Below are 14,881 nucleotides of genomic sequence, written 5' to 3' on the forward strand. Positions count from 1 at the left end.
GAACGACCCCTGCCGGCGTGGCGCGCCGGTGCCATGCTGTGCCTGGCGCTGCTGCTTTCCAGCGGTGCCGCGCAGGGCGCCAAGCCCACCGAACGCAGCAAGCAGAAGGCGGCCGCGGAAGCACAACGTGCTGGATTGCAACAAAAACTGACGGCGCTCAAGCGCGACATCAGCCGCACGGAAAGCGCCAAGGATGACGCGGCCGATACCCTGGCCGAGTCGGAAGAAGCCATTTCCAACGCCAACCGCGCCTTGCGCGACCTGGCGCAGGAGCAAAGCGAGACGGGTGTGAAACTCAATGCGCTGGGGCAAGAGCACCAGCAATTGACGGCCACCGTCGAGAAACAAAAGACGCAGCTGTCGAAGTTGCTGCGTGAACAATATGTCGCCGGCAACGAAGACCGCATCAAGCTGCTCTTGTCGGGCGACAACCCCAACCGCATCAACCGCGACTTGCAATTGATGGCATATGTGTCGCAGGCGCAGGCGCGCCTGCTGGAAGCCTTGCGCGCCAACTTGCTGGCCGTGGAGAAAAACCAGGCGGACGTGCAGAACGCCAAGGATGAGCTGGAAGAAATCGCGCAGGAAGAGCGCGACCAGAAAGCCCTGCTGGTGCAGGAGAAGGCGCGCCGCGCGGCCTTGCTGACGAGCCTGTCTCAGCGCCTGGTGGCACAGCGCAAGGAAGTGGGCAATGTCGAGCGCGACGAACAGCGCATGGGCAACCTGGTCGACAAGCTGGCAAAACTGATCGAAGAGCAGGCCGCCGCTGCCGCAGCGGAAAAGAAACGCCAGCAATTGCTGGCCGAGCAACGGGCCGCCGCCAAGGCAGCCGCCGACGCCAAGATAGCGGCGGAAAAACGCGAACGCCTGCTGGCCGCGCGCGCCAAGGCCGCACAGGCGCAGGCTGAACGCGAACGCATTGCGAAAGAGCAACAAAACAAGTCGGGCAAGATCAAGCCGCAAACGCCGCCACCACCGCCCGTGAAACTGGAACCGATCGACGACGACGAACCGCCGCAAGTGGCGAAGGTGACGCCGAAACCCGAACCGAAGCCGGAACCGGAGCCCGAGCGCCCAAGCCTGGGACCGGCCGCGCCAGCCGGCGCCTTTGCCAGCCTGAAAGGGCAGCTGCGCGCCCCCGTGGCGGGCAAGATCGCGGCCCGTTTCGGCAGCAAGCGCGGTGACGGCCCCAGCTGGAAGGGCGTGTTCATCCGCACGGGCGAAGGCAGCGAGATCCACGCCATCGCCGGCGGTCGTGTCGTGTTTTCCGACTGGCTGCGCGGTTTCGGCAATTTGATCATCGTCGATCATGGCGGCCAGTACATGAGTATTTATGGCAATAACCAATCGCTGCTGAAACGCGTGGGTGACGCCGTCAAGGGCGGCGACGCCATTGCCAGCGCGGGCAACAGCGGCGGCAACGAGGAATCAGGGCTATACTTTGAACTGCGTCATCAGGGCCGCGCCTTCGATCCAGCCACCTGGGTGAAGTTTTAAGTTCCCACCATTGCTGCGGCAGCGAATTTGTAGATTGCGAAGAATACATGGGTATCAAAGTCAAAAGTATCGGCCTGATCGGTCTGGGCGTATTGGCCGGCATCGGCATGTCGCTGCAGTTCCCGGCCGTGGCGCAGAAAATCACGAATGCCCCGCTGCCGCTCGACGAGTTGCGCCAGCTGTCCGACGTCTTTGGCCTGATCAAGACCGATTACGTCGAGAAGGTGGAAGACAAGAAACTCTTGACGGAAGCCATTTCCGGCATGGTGTCGTCGCTGGACCCGCATTCTGTCTACCTCGATAAGAATGCCTTCAAGGAAATGCGCGAAAGCGTGCAGGGCAAGTTTGTCGGCATCGGCATCGAAGTGAGCATGGAAGACGGCTACGTGAAAGTCGTTTCGCCCATCGAGGACAGCCCTGCCGCCAAGGCCGGCATCCAGGCGGGCGACCTGATCACCCGCCTCGACAACATCCCGCTGAAAGGCTTGCAGCTGGAAGAAGTCATCAAGAAGATGCGCGGCCAGCCTGGCAGCAAGCTGGTGCTGACGATGTCGCGCAAGGGCGAGAGCAAGCCGCTGGTGTTCCCCATCGTGCGCGAGGAAATCCGCGTGCAAAGCGTGAAGGCCAAGATGGTCGCGCCCGGCTATGCCTGGCTGCGCATCGCCCAGTTCCAGGAACCGACCGTTGATGACATGGTCAAAAAGATCAACGCGCTGTATGCGCAAGACCCCAAGCTCAAGGGCCTGGTGCTGGACTTGCGCAACGATCCCGGTGGCGTCGTGCCGGGCGCTATTGGCGTGGCAACTGCATTCCTTCCAGGCAACTCCGTGATCGTGTCCACCAAGGGCCAGTTGCCCGAGTCGAAACAGGTGTTCTATGGCCGCCGCGAATTCTATGCGCCGCCGGGCGCCAAGGCCGACCCGCTGGCCAAGTTGCCGGCCGCGCTGAAAACCGTGCCGCTGGTGGTGCTGGTCAATGCCGGCTCCGCTTCCGCCTCGGAAATCGTCGCCGGCGCCTTGCAGGATTACCAGCGCGCCACCGTCATCGGCACGCAAACGTTCGGCAAGGGTTCCGTGCAAACCTTGCGCCAGATCACGGCCGACACGGCCGTCAAGCTGACGACGGCCCGCTATTACACGCCGAAAGGCCGGGCCATCCAGGCGCGCGGCATCGTGCCCGACCTGCTGGTCGATGAAACGGCCGAGGGCGATGGCTGGAACAGCCTGCGCATCCGCGAGGCGGACCTGGAAAAACACTTGAGCAGCAACGATGGCAAGCCGGAAGCGGCCAAGCCGACGATGGAAGGCATGCAGGATCAGCTGGAAGAAGAGCAACGCCTGATCGCCACGGCGAAAAAGCGCAAGCCGCTGGAGTACGGCGCCAAGGACGATTTCCAGCTGCAGCAAGCCTTGAACCACTTCCAGGGCTTGCCGGTGCAGCTGGCCAAGGTGAACCCGAAGGCGGAGAAGATCGGCGCCAAGCCGGAAATTGCTTCCGACATCAAGGCCGATGACAAGAAGACTCCTGTACGGAAACCGTAGTCGCCGCCATGAACGACCATCAGCTGCTGCGCTACTCGCGCCACATCCTGTTAGACGAGATCGGCATCGAAGGCCAGCAAGCCTTGCTCGATGCGCATGTGCTGGTGATCGGCGCGGGCGGGCTCGGCTCGCCCGCGGCCATGTACCTGGCGGCCAGCGGCGTCGGCAAGCTGACCCTCGTCGATGACGACACGGTCGACCTGACCAATCTGCAGCGCCAGATCGCCCACACGACGGCGCGCGTGGGCCAGCCGAAAGTGCTGTCGGCGCGCGAAACCTTGGCCGGCATCAATCCCGAGATCGACATCATCGCCTTGCAGGAACGCCTCGACGGTGCGCGACTGGCCGAACTGGTCTTATCCAGCACGGTGGTGCTCGACTGCACCGACAACTTCGCCACGCGCCACGCCGTCAACCGCGCCTGCGTGGCGGCCGGGGTGCCGCTGGTGTCGGGTGCCGTGATCCGTTTCGACGGACAAGTGAGCGTGTTCGACCCGCGCACGGGCACGCAGCCATGTTATTCCTGCCTGTTTCCGCAGGAGCAGCAGTTCACGGACGAGGCATGCTCGACCATGGGCGTCTTCGCGCCGCTGGTGGGCGTGGTGGGCGCCATGCAGGCGGCCGAAGCGCTGAAACTGATCATGGGCGTGGGAGAGTCCTTGGCCGGACGGCTGCTGCTGCTCGACGGTTTGCACATGGAATGGAGCAGCATGCGCGTCGCGCGCGACCCCGGCTGCGCCGTTTGCGGCGAAGTGGTCTTGCCGGCCTGACAGCCCCCGCAGAAATTTTTCCCTATATGACAGGCTTTGTCATATTTCCGCTTTATACTCTGCACTCATTACTCACCTTCTTCTCTCTTTCTTATGCAAAACGCAGCAAACCGTTCGATACGCCAGCGCCGTGCGCGCGGCTTCACTTTGATCGAAATCATGGTCGTGGTGGTGATCATGGGTATCCTCGCGTCGCTGGTGGTGCCCAAGCTGATCGCCCGCACGGGTGAGTCGAAAGTGGCGGCGGCGAAGGTCGACATCGCCACCGTGATGCAAGCTTTGAAACTGTATCGCCTGGATAACCAGCGCTACCCGACCACCGAACAGGGCTTGCAGGCGCTGATCGAAAAACCGACCACGGGACCGGCCGCGAATGGCTGGAAAGCGGGCGGTTACCTGGAAAAGATGCCGAAGGATCCATGGGGCAACCCGTACCAGTTCCTGTCGCCGGGCGTGAAAGGCGAAGTCGACATCATTTCGCTGGGCGCCGACGGCCAGCCTGGCGGTAGCGGCGACGATGCCGATATCGGCTCGTGGGAACTGTAAGTTTTCCATTGCATGCCTGCCATGACCACCGGCCGTGCACTGCCCCGGCCCCGCGCCAGCGGCTTCACGCTGATCGAGCTGCTGGTGGTGATGGTCATCATTGGCGTCACCCTGGGCCTGGTGTCGCTGAACGCCATGCCGAATGGCCAGCAAGCGCTGCAGAAGGAAGCCGAGCGCATCGCGCTGCTGCTGCAACTGGCGCGCGATGAAGCCATCGTGCGCAGCCGGCAGGTGGCGTTCGAGGCTGACGAAAATCAATACCGTTTCCTGGTCCTCAATGAAAAGCTGTGGCAACCCGTGACGCAGGACGATTTGCTGCGCGAGCGGGCGTTTGCCAACACGCCCATGCTGCTCAGCGTGCAGCCGTCGAACAGCGTAGCCCAGCCTTTGCGCATCATCTTCGGCCGCGAACCGGTCGACAAGCCTTTCGTGCTGACCCTGGCCAGCGGCGAACGCAGCGTGGCCATCCGCGCCGACGGCATCGGCCACTTCACGGTCGAGCAATGATGCGGCTCCCACGTCATGGCCGCCAGCGCGGCTTCACTTTGCTGGAAGTCCTAGTCGCCCTCGTCATCGTCGGCACGGCCCTGGGCGCCTCGCTGCGCGCCGTCGGCAGCCTGACGCAAAACAGCGATGGCTTGCGCAGCGCCATGATGGCCACCTGGTCGGCGGAAAACCACCTGGTGCGCTTGCGCCTGGCAAAAACCTTTCCGCAGACGGGCAAGCGCACGGTCGACTGTCCGCAGGGCGACCTGAAACTGATCTGTGAAGAAGAAGTGGTGGCCACGCCGAATCCCCGCATCCGGCAAGTGCGCGTCAACGTGTATGACGCGCAATATCCGGCCCGGCGCATCGTGCGCCTGGTGTTACTTTCCTTTAACGACTGATGGCGCGCCGCACTGTTCCTGCTGGCGGTTTCACCCTGATCGAGCTGCTCGTGGCGATCGGCATCCTGGCCATGGTCGCCGTGCTGGGCTGGCGCGGCCTGGACAGCATCATGCGTTCGCGCGAAGTGCTGACCAGCCAGCTGGAGCAGGCGCGCGGCATGCAGCTGGCGTTTGCCCAGATGCAGAGCGATTGCGACCACCTGGCCGGCGCCGGCTTGAGCACGAGTTTGCTCAATGGCCGCATCAACCTGTCGGCGGAAAATGACCGCCTGACTCTGGTGCGCCTGGCCGCGTCGGAACAGGAACCGCAACAGTTGCAAGTGGTCACTTACCGCCTGCGCGGCGGCGTGCTGACGCGGCGCGAGTCGAACGGCACGCGCGACCTGGCCGTACTCGACACCTTGTGGCAGGCCGCGCGCGACGATACGGATACCTCCAGCGCCGACGTGGCCCTGATGCAGGGCGTCGACAGCATGGTCATGCGCGGCTGGAGCAATGGCGCCTGGAACGTGCTGACGGCGGGCGCCACCATCTCCAAGCAGGTGCCGGGCCTGGAAGTGACCTTGCAGATGCCGGGGCAGGACGCGGGCCTGTCCAAAGTCTTTTTACTGGGGCCGGGATGAAGCCGTTTACGCGCCCCTCGCGCCAGCGCGGCGTAGCCGTCATCACGGCCTTGCTGCTGACGGCGCTGGCGATTACCGTCGTTGCCAGCCTGTTCTGGCAGCAGCAGGTGCAAGTGCGTTCGATGGAAAACCAGCGTTTGCGCCTGCAGACGCAGTGGGCCATGCGTGGCATGGTCGACTTTGCCCGCTTCTGGCTGCGCCAGGACAATCCCATGCTGACGGCCGCCGACGGCGTGTGGGCCACGCCCATCGAGGAAGCGCGGCTCGACGATTATGTGGACCGCGAAAAGGTCGACACGGAAAAATTCGACGCCACCGTCTCGGGCCGCGCGCTCGATGCGCAGGCGCGCTTCAATATCACCAACCTGGTCGACGCCACGGGCAGCATCAATCCGAAACAGGTGCTGGCCTACCAGCGCCTGCTGGCCAACATGAAGCTCGATAGCGGCCTGGCGCAAGCGACGGCCGACGCCGTGCTGCGCGCGCGGCCGAAACCACGCGCTGCCGACAGCGGCGCCGATGGCAAGACGCCCGTTGCCACGCCTGCCACAGGCGGCGGCAGCGAGCCGGTGGCCTTCACGCAGGTCGAGGATTTGCTGGCCGTGCCCGGCTATACGCCGCAGATGGTCGAGCAGCTGCGCGATGTCGTCATCATCTTGCCGGAGATCACCGGAGTCAACGTGAATACGGCGCCGGCCGAGGTGTTGGCGGCCGTGACGATGATGTCGCTGTCCGAGGCCAGCGCCCTGACCTTGAGCAATCCGCGCAAAAAGTTTGTCGATAAAGCAAATTTCCAGAATAATATTAATGCTGAACTGATTGAAGGCGTGGAACTCGATGTGAAGAGCCGCTATTTCCTTACCGTCATCCGCGTGCGGCTGGACCGTGCCGCCCTGGATGCCGTGGCGCTCATCAATCGAAAAACGGATCCGCAGCGCACCACCAGCCTGGTCTGGTTGCGGGAAAATTAACAGCTGAAAGCGAGTCACTTTGACAATATTGTATATCCGTCACCCGGCCAAGGCCTCCACCGACAGCGCGCCTGCCTGCTCCTTCGTGCTGGCCGGCGACGGCGGCGCCCTGCTGCAGCAAGGCAGCGCGCCGCTGGGCAGCCTGGGCCAGCTGATCGCCGGCGCGAAGCAGGTGGTGCTGCTGCTGGCTGCGGCCGACGTGACCCTGCTGCGCCTGAAAACGCCGCCGCTGGCCGGCGCCCGCTTGCGCGCGGCCTTGCCCGGCCTGGTGGAAGAACACATCCTTGGCGACACCCAGGATTGCCTGCTGGCCGCCGGCGCGCCCGATGCCGCCGGCATGCGCACGGTGGCCGTGGCGCAGCGCGCCTGGGCCGAGGTACTGGTGAAGGCCTTGCTGGCGCAGGGCGCGCGCAAGGTGGCGCTGCTGCCGTCGCAGCTGTGCCTGCCTTTGCAGCCGGGCAGCGTGACGGCCGCCCTGCAGGCAAGCGGCGACGGCCTGGAACTGGCCTTGCGCCAGGCGCCGCAAGAGGGCCTGGGCCTGGTCTTGCCAGCCCAGCCGCAGCAGGCGCTGCTGACGACGCGCGCCTTTGCCGGCGACGTGCCCCTGACGGTGTACGTGGCGCAGGCCGAGCTGGCGCAGTATCAGCAGCTCGCTGCCGGCATGGATGGCGTGACGGTGGAGCTTGACCATTGGGCGCACTGGATCGCCGGCGCCAAAAATGCGGGGCTGGACCTGGCCGCCGCCCTGGGCACGGCGACGGGATCGGCCACCGAATGGCGCCGCTGGCGCTGGCCGCTGCGCCTGGCGTTGCTGGCCGTGATCGTCAACCTGGCCGGCATGAATATCGAATGGATGCGGCTGAAGCGCGAGGCCGCCACCGTGCGCACCTCGATGCAGCAAACCTTCAAGGCTGCGTATCCGAACGAAGCGCCCGTGTATGGCCTGGAAGCGGAGCAGATGCGGCGCAATATCGCTGCTGCCCGCCTGCAGGGCGGGCAAGCCAGCATGGATGACTTCACCAGCATGAGCGCGGCGCTGGGCGAAGCGCTGGGCGGCCTGGCCGGACGCGGCGTGGTGGCGTCGCTGGAATACCGCGAGCGCAGCCTGATCGTCAGGCTGAAGCCGGACATGGTCGACGCCAGCGCCCAGGCGCAGGTGCGCGACGGCCTGGCCGCGCGCAAGCTGGCCTTGAATGAAACGGCGCCGGGCGTGTGGAAGATCACGCCGGCCACGGGAGCAAAAGCATGAGTGCAGCAGTCAACAAGGCGCGCGCCGCGTGGGCGGGGCAGCAGCAGGCCGTGCAGGCCTTCTGGGCCGAACGCACGCAGCAGGAGCGCAAGCTCTTGAGCATCGGCGGCGTGGTGGCGGGGCTGGCCCTCGTCTACGCCGTATTCTTCGAGCCGGCCTGGACGGGCCGCATCGCCTTGCAAAAGAGCTTGCCCGAGCTGCGCCAGAACGCGGCCCAGCTGCAGGCGCTGGCGCGTGAAGCGGGCGACCTGGCGCGCCAGGCGCCCGTGCAGGTGGCACCCATGAGCCGTGACAGCATTGACGCTTCGCTGAAAGCGCGCGGCCTGGCGCCGCAATCGCTGTCGCTGACGGGAGAGTACGCGCGCGTGCAGCTGAATGGCGTGCCATTTGCCAGCGTCATGCTGTGGCTGGACGGCTTGCGCCGCGAAGGCCGCGTGGCGGTGCAGGAAGCAAAAATTACGGCGCAGGGCAAGGCGGGACTGGTCGATGCCAGCCTGACCCTGCACCAGAGCCCGGGCGCGGCGCGATGATGCGCTTGCTTGCCTGGCTGCTGGCCATCATCGTCAGCGTTTGCGTCACCCTGCTGGTGTTTTTCCCGGCCGGCTGGGTGGCCAGTATCGTGGAAAAGCAGACGGGCGGACGTTTGACCTTGGGCGACGCGCAAGGTACCCTGTGGCGCGGCTCGGCCTTTATCGGCGGGGCGGCCAGCGCGAATGGCGCCGTGACGCCGCTGCTGCCGGGGCGCTTCAGCTGGCGCATTTCGCCATCCGTGCTGTGGGGATCGGTGGATGTGGAATTGCAGAATGCCCAGGCGCTGTCGCAGGCGGTGAACCTGCGCGGCTCATGGTCGCACTGGCAGGTCAGCCCGGCGGCCCTGCTGCTGCCGGCCGATGGCCTGGGCGGCCTGGGCGCGCCCTTGAATACCGTGGCGCCGACGGGCAGCATGCGCCTGTCGTGGAGCACCTTGCAGCTGGCACTGGAAAAAGCAGCAGTTTTTTTTCCCGCCGTCGGCCGCACGACCTTGCAAATGACGGACATGGCGTCGCGCCTGTCGTCCTTGCGTCCGCTGGGCAGTTATGAGCTCGATTTCGATTGGCAGGGGCAGCAGGCGGCATTGACCTTGCGCTCCATCAGGGGACCGCTGCTGCTCGACGGCAGCGGCAGCCTGCAACAGGGGCGCATGCAGTTTTCCGGCCAGGCCCAGGCCGCAGCAGGATATGAAGAGACCTTGGCGAGTTTGTTGAATTTGCTGGGACAGCGCCGTAGCAATAGCGAAAAAAACATCATCGCCTTAGAGTTCAGACAATGAAAAAACCATCCGTGAGCCCAAATAAATCCACCTTCTCGCTGCGCCGCCTGTCGGCCGCCGCCTTGCTGTGCTGTTCCGTGGCCGGCATGCCGGCGCCCGTCTGGGCCGCGCCCGGCGACGAAGCGGCGCTCAATTTTGTCGGCGCCGACATCGAGTCCGTGATCAAGGCGGTGGGCCATTACACCAACATCAATTTCGTCATCGACCCGCGCGTCAAGGGCACGATCACGCTGGTGTCGGAAAAATCGATCAGCAAGACGCAGGCCTTCGCCCTGCTGGCATCGGCCTTGCGCCTGCAAGGCTATGCGGTGGTCTCCGGCGACGGCTATGCGAAAGTGGTGCCGGAAGCGGACGCCAAGCTGCAATCCGTGCCGACCCAGGTGGGCAACGGCGCCAGCCAGGTGAAGGGCGACCAGATCGCCACCCAGGTGTTTTACCTGAACTACGAATCGTCGGCCAACCTGCTGGCCGTGCTGCGCCCTTTGATTTCGCCGAACAACACGATCAACGCCAACCCGGGCAACAACTCGCTGGTGATCACCGATTACGCGGATAACCTCAAGCGCCTGGCGAAGATCATCGCCGCGCTCGACGTGCCCGCCTCGACGGATCTGGACGTGATCCCCGTGCGCTATGCCATCGCGTCCGACCTGGCCTCGATGGTGAACAAACTGATGGAAGGCGGGAATGCGGGCGGCGCTGCAGGGGCCGATGCGGGCAAGGTCTCCGTGCTGGCCGATCCGCGCACCAATTCGCTGGTGCTGCGCGCACCGTCGGCGGCGCGCGCCAACCTGGCCAAGTCGCTGATCTCGAAGCTGGACCAGCCCACCACGCAGCTGGGCAATGTGCACGTGGTGTACCTCAAAAATGCGGACGCCACCAAGCTGGCGCAAACCCTGCGCTCGGTCGTGACGTCGGACGGCACGGCCGCTTCGGCGCAGCAGCCGACCAGCAACAGCCTGAATACGAATAACCAGAATAACCAGGGCAGCGGCATGAACAGCACTGGCCTGGGCGGCAATACGCAAAGCGGCACCTCGGGCGGCGCTTCGCTGAGCAACGGACCGCAGCAGCTGTCGTCGGGCGGCGCGGCCGGCTTCATCCAGGCCGACGCTTCCACCAACACCCTGATCCTGACCTGCAACGAGGCTGTCTACCGCAACCTGCGCGCCGTGATCGACCAGCTCGACGTGCGCCGCGCCCAGGTCTACATCGAGGCGCTGATCGTCGAAGTGACGTCGGCCAAGGCCTCCGAATTCGGCGTGCAGTGGCTGGGGCTTTCCGGCGACAGCAACAGCAGCTACCGCGTGGGCGCGCTGCAGTCGTTCGCCGGCGGCACCGACAACAATATCGCCAAGCTGGCGCTGGGCGGCGGCAAGGTGCTGCCGACGGGCGGCCTGACCCTGGGCATCTTCAAGCAGATCAACGGCGCGCTGGGCCTGGGCGCCGTGGCGCATGCGCTGGAATCGGACGGCAACGCGAATATCCTGTCGACGCCGAACCTGATCACCCTGGACAACGAGCTGGCCACCATCAAGGTGGGCCAGAACGTGCCTATCCTGACGGGCCAGTACACGAGCACGGCCGGCACCAACACGAATCCGTTCCAGACCATCGACCGCAAGGAAGTGGGCCTGACCCTGAAGGTGCGTCCGCAGATTTCCGAAGGCGGCACCATCAAGCTGGGCATCTATCACGAAACGTCGAGCGTGGACAAATCCACGTCGACGGCCGTCAGCGGCATCACCATCAACAACCGCGTGATCGAAAACAATGTGCTGGCCGACGATGGCCAGATCATCGTGCTCGGCGGCCTGATCGAGGACAGCACGGGCGACAATGCGGAAAAAGTGCGCGGCCTGGGCGACATTCCCCTGATCGGCAACCTGTTCAAGTACCAGACGCGCGAGCGCAAGAAAACCAATCTGATGATCTTCCTGCGCCCTGTCATCGTGCGCAACAAGGAGCAGAGCGGCAGCCTGGCGGCCGACCGCTACGACTACATGCGTTCGGCCGAGACGGCTGCCGTGCCGGCTTCAGGCAATTTGATGCTGAAAGACCTGGGCACGCCTGTGCTGCCGGCCTTGCAGGATGGCCAGCCGGTGGGCGGCAACATGGTGACGCGTCCCGTGCCGCCAGCGCCGACGCCGCCGCCAGGCGCGCCGGCCAACGCGGCCACGCCGCCGCAGTCGCTGCTGCAGCAATACCAGCAGCAGCCGCAACAGATGCCGCAGCCGCAGAAGTGATGGGACAGCCATGAGTAATCTGCTTCCCTACGCCTACGCGCGCGATTTCGGCTTGCTGGCCCGGCCCGGTGCCGTCGACGGCGCACCCGTCGACGTGCTGGTGGCCGCATCGACGGCGCCGGCGGCGATCGCCGAAGTATCGCGCCGTTTCGGCCAGATCCAGTTGACGGTGCTGCCGCGCGCCGAACTCGATGCGGCTATCGCCGGCGCCTACGCGGGCGGCGGCGGCGATGCGTCGCAGATGGCCGATGAATTCGACGCCGACCTGGATTTGACCAAGCTGCTGCAGGACGTGCCGGCCATCGAGGATTTGCTCGAATCGTCCGATGACGCGCCCGTCATCCGCATGATCAACGCGCTGCTCACGCAAGCGCTGCGCGAAGGCGCGTCCGACATCCACATCGAACCGTTCGAGCAGACCTCCGTCGTGCGCTTCCGCATCGACGGCAGCCTGCGCGACGTGGTGCGCCCCCGTAAGGCCATCCACGGTTCGCTGATCTCGCGCATCAAGATCATGGCGCAGCTCGACATCGCGGAAAAGCGTTTGCCGCAGGATGGCCGCATCACCCTGCGCGTGGGCGGCAAGCCCGTCGACGTGCGCGTCTCGACCCTGCCTACCGGGCATGGCGAACGGGCCGTACTGCGTTTGCTGGACAAGGAGGCGGGCCGCCTCGACCTGCAGCACCTGGGCATGAGCGCGCCCATGTTGGGGCAGTTCGATGGCCTGATCACGCAGCCGCACGGCATCGTGCTCGTCACGGGCCCCACCGGCTCGGGCAAGACGACGACCTTGTACGCGGCGCTGTCGATGCTCAACGCCACCACGACGAACATCCTGACGGTGGAAGACCCGATCGAGTACGACCTGGCCGGCGTAGGCCAGACGCAAGTCAATCCGCGCATCGACATGACCTTTGCCAAGGCGCTGCGGGCGATCCTGCGGCAGGACCCGGACGTGATCATGATCGGCGAGATCCGCGACCTGGAAACGGCGCAGATCGCCGTGCAAGCGTCGCTGACGGGCCACCTGGTGCTGGCGACCCTGCACACGAACGACGCTTCGGCGGCCGTCACGCGTTTGCTCGACATGGGCATCGAACCGTTCCTGCTGTCGTCGTCGTTACTCGGCGTGCTGGCGCAGCGTCTGGTGCGCAAATTGTGCGGCTCCTGCAAGACCTTCGACGGGCAATACTGGCAGGCCGTCGGCTGCGAGCATTGCGGCCAGACGGGCTACCAGGGCCGCGTGGGCGTGTATGAGCTGCTGCGCACGACGGAGCAGATCCGCGCGCAGATCCACAACCGCGCGTCGGAAGCGGAAGTGCGTGCGGTGGCCCTGCAGGATGGCATGACGAGCATGCGCGACGACGGCGAACGCTGGCTGCGCGACGGCACCACCACGCAGGCCGAGTTGCTGCGCGTGACCAAAGACTAGGCCCGCCACCATGCCCGCATTCCGCTATGAAGCCGTCGACGCGCAGGGCGCCACCCGCAAGGGCGTGCTCAATGCCGACAGTCCCCGTTCCGCGCGCGCCGAGCTGCGCGTGCAAGGCCTGGTGCCGCTGGCCGTCGAACCGATCGCCGCGCAGGTCGATGCCGCCGGCGTCACCAAACGGCGCGGCTTCGGCGAGCGCCTGTCCAGCACCGAGCTGGCCCTGTTTACGCGCCAGCTGGCCAGTTTGCTGGAAGCGGGCCTGCCGCTGGAGCAGGCGTTTTCCGCCCTGCTGGAACAGGCCGAGCGGCCGTATTTGCGCGACCTGATCGCCTCGATCCGCTCCGAAGTGATCGGCGGCGCCGCGTTTTCCGACGTGCTGGCGCGCCATCCGCGCGATTTCGCGGAGATCTATCGGGCGCTGGTGGCGTCGGGCGAGCAGATCGGCCATCTGTCGCGCGTGCTGTCGCGCCTGGCCGACTACATCGAGCGGCGCAACGCGCTGGTGCAGAAGGTCAAGCTGGCCTTTACGTATCCGGCCATCGTCACGGTGGTGGCGTTTTCCATCGTGATCTTCCTGCTCACCTATGTGGTGCCGCAGATCGTTTCCGTATTCGCCAATACCAAGCAAAAGCTGCCCATGCTCACCGTGATCATGCTGGCGCTGTCGGACTTCGTGCGCAACTATGGCCTCGTCGTGGCCGTGATCCTGGCCGGCGCCTGGTTCGCCTGGCGCCGCGCGCTGCAGCAGCCGGCCCTGAAACGGCGCTGGCATACCTGGCTGCTGACGGCGCCCCTGTACGGCAAATTCGAGCGCAGCCTGAACACGGCGCGCTTTGCCAGCACCCTGGCCATCACCACGGGTTCCGGCGTGCCGATCCTGCGCGCGCTCGACACCAGCCGCGACACGCTCACCAACGTGGCGATGCAGGAACTGGTGCAGGAAGCCAGCGGCGCCGTGCGCGAGGGCGTGAGCCTGGCGCGCGCGCTGTCGGCGCAAAAGCATTTTCCGCCGATGCTGATCCACATGATACGCGCCGGTGAAATCACGGGCGAGCTGCCGGCCATGCTGGAACGCGCCGCCAGCGCGCAGGAACAGGACCTGGAACGCCGCACCCTGACGATTGCCGGCCTGCTGGAGCCGGCCCTGATCCTGGCGATGGGCGTGGTGGTGCTGCTGATCGTGCTGGCCGTGCTGATGCCGATTATCGAAATCAATCAGCTCGTAAGATAAGAATCCAAGGAAGCCATGAAGCGTTTGCCTCAAGTTACAAGTTTGCTCGCCGTCGTGGCGCTGTCCGTATCGCTGGCCTATTGGGCCATGCAGCTGTTCAAGGCGCCGCAACGTCCCATCAACCCGCCCGCCGTGCCGGTGGTGCAGGATGCCAGCGTGGAGGCGGGCGCTTCGCTGTTTGGCGGCCAGGTCAGCGTGGCCACGGCCAGTAATTACCAGCTCAAGGGCGTGGTCGCAGCCGGCAATGGCCGCGGCAGCGTGGCCATCATCTCGACCGATGGCAAGCCTTCCGTGGCCCTGCCGGAGGGCGCCGAGGTGGTGCCCGGCGTGACGGTGCTGGAAGTGCATGCGCGCCACGTGCTGCTGCGCGATGGCGGCGTGAGCAAGCGCATCGACCTGGTGGCCGATGACAAGGCGCTGGCCTTGCCGGGGCAAGTGTCCGCCAGCCCAACGCCGGCCGCAGCCCCTGCGCCGGTCTCGAACCTGGTGCCGCCGCCGCTGCCGATGGAGCAGCAGCGGCCGGCGACCATGATGCCGGCGCCGCAAGTGAGCAGCGTGCCGCCGCCGAATTAACGCTGT

At 65.4% G+C, this 14,881-nt stretch carries 15 protein-coding genes; all 15 read left to right on the forward strand.

Features of this window, described 5'->3' with window-relative positions:
• Positions 1 to 33 precede the first annotated feature (33 nt).
• The 15 genes from JAB1_RS11580 (at position 34) to JAB1_RS11650 (ending at position 14,875) form a co-directional block, all read left to right on the forward strand.
• Complete coding sequence (locus tag JAB1_RS11580; protein WP_034783576.1) at positions 34 to 1,497, forward strand: peptidoglycan DD-metalloendopeptidase family protein; 1,464 nt, start codon at positions 34 to 36, stop codon at positions 1,495 to 1,497.
• Positions 1,498 to 1,544: 47 nt separating this feature from the next.
• Positions 1,545 to 3,038, forward strand: coding sequence for a S41 family peptidase (locus JAB1_RS11585; RefSeq protein ID WP_070280025.1), 1,494 nt, complete (start codon positions 1,545 to 1,547; stop codon positions 3,036 to 3,038).
• Between the two features lie 8 nt (positions 3,039 to 3,046).
• Positions 3,047 to 3,808: a molybdopterin-synthase adenylyltransferase MoeB gene (gene moeB / locus JAB1_RS11590; RefSeq protein WP_070280026.1), complete on the forward strand. Its 762-nt coding sequence runs from the start codon at positions 3,047 to 3,049 to the stop codon at positions 3,806 to 3,808.
• Positions 3,809 to 3,901: 93 nt separating this feature from the next.
• On the forward strand, positions 3,902 to 4,354 hold the full coding sequence (gene gspG / locus JAB1_RS11595) for a type II secretion system major pseudopilin GspG (protein WP_034783572.1): 453 nt from the start codon (positions 3,902 to 3,904) through the stop codon (positions 4,352 to 4,354).
• Between the two features lie 12 nt (positions 4,355 to 4,366).
• Positions 4,367 to 4,861 carry a GspH/FimT family pseudopilin gene (locus tag JAB1_RS11600; RefSeq protein ID WP_046681998.1) on the forward strand — a complete coding sequence of 165 codons (495 nt, stop codon included), beginning with the start codon at positions 4,367 to 4,369 and terminating at the stop codon, positions 4,859 to 4,861.
• A complete protein-coding gene (gene gspI / locus JAB1_RS11605; protein WP_240317643.1) occupies positions 4,861 to 5,241 on the forward strand; it encodes a type II secretion system minor pseudopilin GspI in 381 nt (126 codons plus the stop codon). The genes JAB1_RS11600 and gspI overlap by 1 nt, the downstream gene beginning before the upstream one ends.
• On the forward strand, positions 5,241 to 5,864 hold the full coding sequence (locus JAB1_RS11610; protein ID WP_034783569.1) for a prepilin-type N-terminal cleavage/methylation domain-containing protein: 624 nt from the start codon (positions 5,241 to 5,243) through the stop codon (positions 5,862 to 5,864). Before gspI ends, JAB1_RS11610 begins: the two co-directional genes overlap by 1 nt.
• Positions 5,861 to 6,835 (forward strand): type II secretion system minor pseudopilin GspK, encoded by a 975-nt coding sequence (gene gspK, locus JAB1_RS11615; protein ID WP_070280027.1) that lies wholly within the window; start codon positions 5,861 to 5,863, stop codon positions 6,833 to 6,835. The genes JAB1_RS11610 and gspK overlap by 4 nt, the downstream gene beginning before the upstream one ends.
• A gap of 19 nt (positions 6,836 to 6,854) precedes the next feature.
• Complete coding sequence (gene gspL, locus JAB1_RS11620; protein ID WP_070280028.1) at positions 6,855 to 8,084, forward strand: type II secretion system protein GspL; 1,230 nt, start codon at positions 6,855 to 6,857, stop codon at positions 8,082 to 8,084.
• Positions 8,081 to 8,614, forward strand: a complete 534-nt coding sequence (gspM, locus tag JAB1_RS11625) for a type II secretion system protein GspM (RefSeq protein WP_034783565.1) — start codon at positions 8,081 to 8,083, stop codon at positions 8,612 to 8,614. Before gspL ends, gspM begins: the two co-directional genes overlap by 4 nt.
• Positions 8,611 to 9,393 carry a type II secretion system protein N gene (gene gspN, locus JAB1_RS11630; protein WP_070280029.1) on the forward strand — a complete coding sequence of 261 codons (783 nt, stop codon included), beginning with the start codon at positions 8,611 to 8,613 and terminating at the stop codon, positions 9,391 to 9,393. The genes gspM and gspN overlap by 4 nt, the downstream gene beginning before the upstream one ends.
• Positions 9,390 to 11,639 carry a type II secretion system secretin GspD gene (gene gspD, locus JAB1_RS11635; RefSeq protein ID WP_070280030.1) on the forward strand — a complete coding sequence of 750 codons (2,250 nt, stop codon included), beginning with the start codon at positions 9,390 to 9,392 and terminating at the stop codon, positions 11,637 to 11,639. Before gspN ends, gspD begins: the two co-directional genes overlap by 4 nt.
• Positions 11,640 to 11,649: 10 nt before the next feature.
• A complete protein-coding gene (gspE, locus tag JAB1_RS11640) occupies positions 11,650 to 13,071 on the forward strand; it encodes a type II secretion system ATPase GspE (protein ID WP_070280031.1) in 1,422 nt (473 codons plus the stop codon).
• Positions 13,072 to 13,081: 10 nt separating this feature from the next.
• Positions 13,082 to 14,302, forward strand: a complete 1,221-nt coding sequence (gene gspF / locus JAB1_RS11645; protein ID WP_034783560.1) for a type II secretion system inner membrane protein GspF — start codon at positions 13,082 to 13,084, stop codon at positions 14,300 to 14,302.
• 15 nt (positions 14,303 to 14,317) lie between these two features.
• Positions 14,318 to 14,875: a type II secretion system protein N gene (locus JAB1_RS11650; protein ID WP_070280032.1), complete on the forward strand. Its 558-nt coding sequence runs from the start codon at positions 14,318 to 14,320 to the stop codon at positions 14,873 to 14,875.
• Positions 14,876 to 14,881: the final 6 nt, after the last annotated feature.

Origin of the sequence: Janthinobacterium sp. MP5059B (assembly GCF_001758645.1) — a bacterium.
Classification (GTDB): domain Bacteria; phylum Pseudomonadota; class Gammaproteobacteria; order Burkholderiales; family Burkholderiaceae_D; genus Janthinobacterium; species Janthinobacterium lividum.

Coding starts and splice junctions, on each gene's coding strand:
- JAB1_RS11610 (WP_034783569.1), top strand. CDS start 5,241: ATGGCGCGCCGCACTGTTCCTGCTGGCGGTTTCACCCTGATCGAGCTG.
- JAB1_RS11585 (WP_070280025.1), top strand. CDS start 1,545: ATGGGTATCAAAGTCAAAAGTATCGGCCTGATCGGTCTGGGCGTATTG.
- gspN (WP_070280029.1), top strand. CDS start 8,611: ATGATGCGCTTGCTTGCCTGGCTGCTGGCCATCATCGTCAGCGTTTGC.
- JAB1_RS11650 (WP_070280032.1), top strand. CDS start 14,318: ATGAAGCGTTTGCCTCAAGTTACAAGTTTGCTCGCCGTCGTGGCGCTG.
- moeB (WP_070280026.1), top strand. CDS start 3,047: ATGAACGACCATCAGCTGCTGCGCTACTCGCGCCACATCCTGTTAGAC.
- JAB1_RS11580 (WP_034783576.1), top strand. CDS start 34: ATGCTGTGCCTGGCGCTGCTGCTTTCCAGCGGTGCCGCGCAGGGCGCC.
- JAB1_RS11600 (WP_046681998.1), top strand. CDS start 4,367: ATGCCTGCCATGACCACCGGCCGTGCACTGCCCCGGCCCCGCGCCAGC.
- gspD (WP_070280030.1), top strand. CDS start 9,390: ATGAAAAAACCATCCGTGAGCCCAAATAAATCCACCTTCTCGCTGCGC.
- gspM (WP_034783565.1), top strand. CDS start 8,081: ATGAGTGCAGCAGTCAACAAGGCGCGCGCCGCGTGGGCGGGGCAGCAG.
- gspG (WP_034783572.1), top strand. CDS start 3,902: ATGCAAAACGCAGCAAACCGTTCGATACGCCAGCGCCGTGCGCGCGGC.
- gspK (WP_070280027.1), top strand. CDS start 5,861: ATGAAGCCGTTTACGCGCCCCTCGCGCCAGCGCGGCGTAGCCGTCATC.
- gspI (WP_240317643.1), top strand. CDS start 4,861: ATGCGGCTCCCACGTCATGGCCGCCAGCGCGGCTTCACTTTGCTGGAA.
- gspE (WP_070280031.1), top strand. CDS start 11,650: ATGAGTAATCTGCTTCCCTACGCCTACGCGCGCGATTTCGGCTTGCTG.
- gspF (WP_034783560.1), top strand. CDS start 13,082: ATGCCCGCATTCCGCTATGAAGCCGTCGACGCGCAGGGCGCCACCCGC.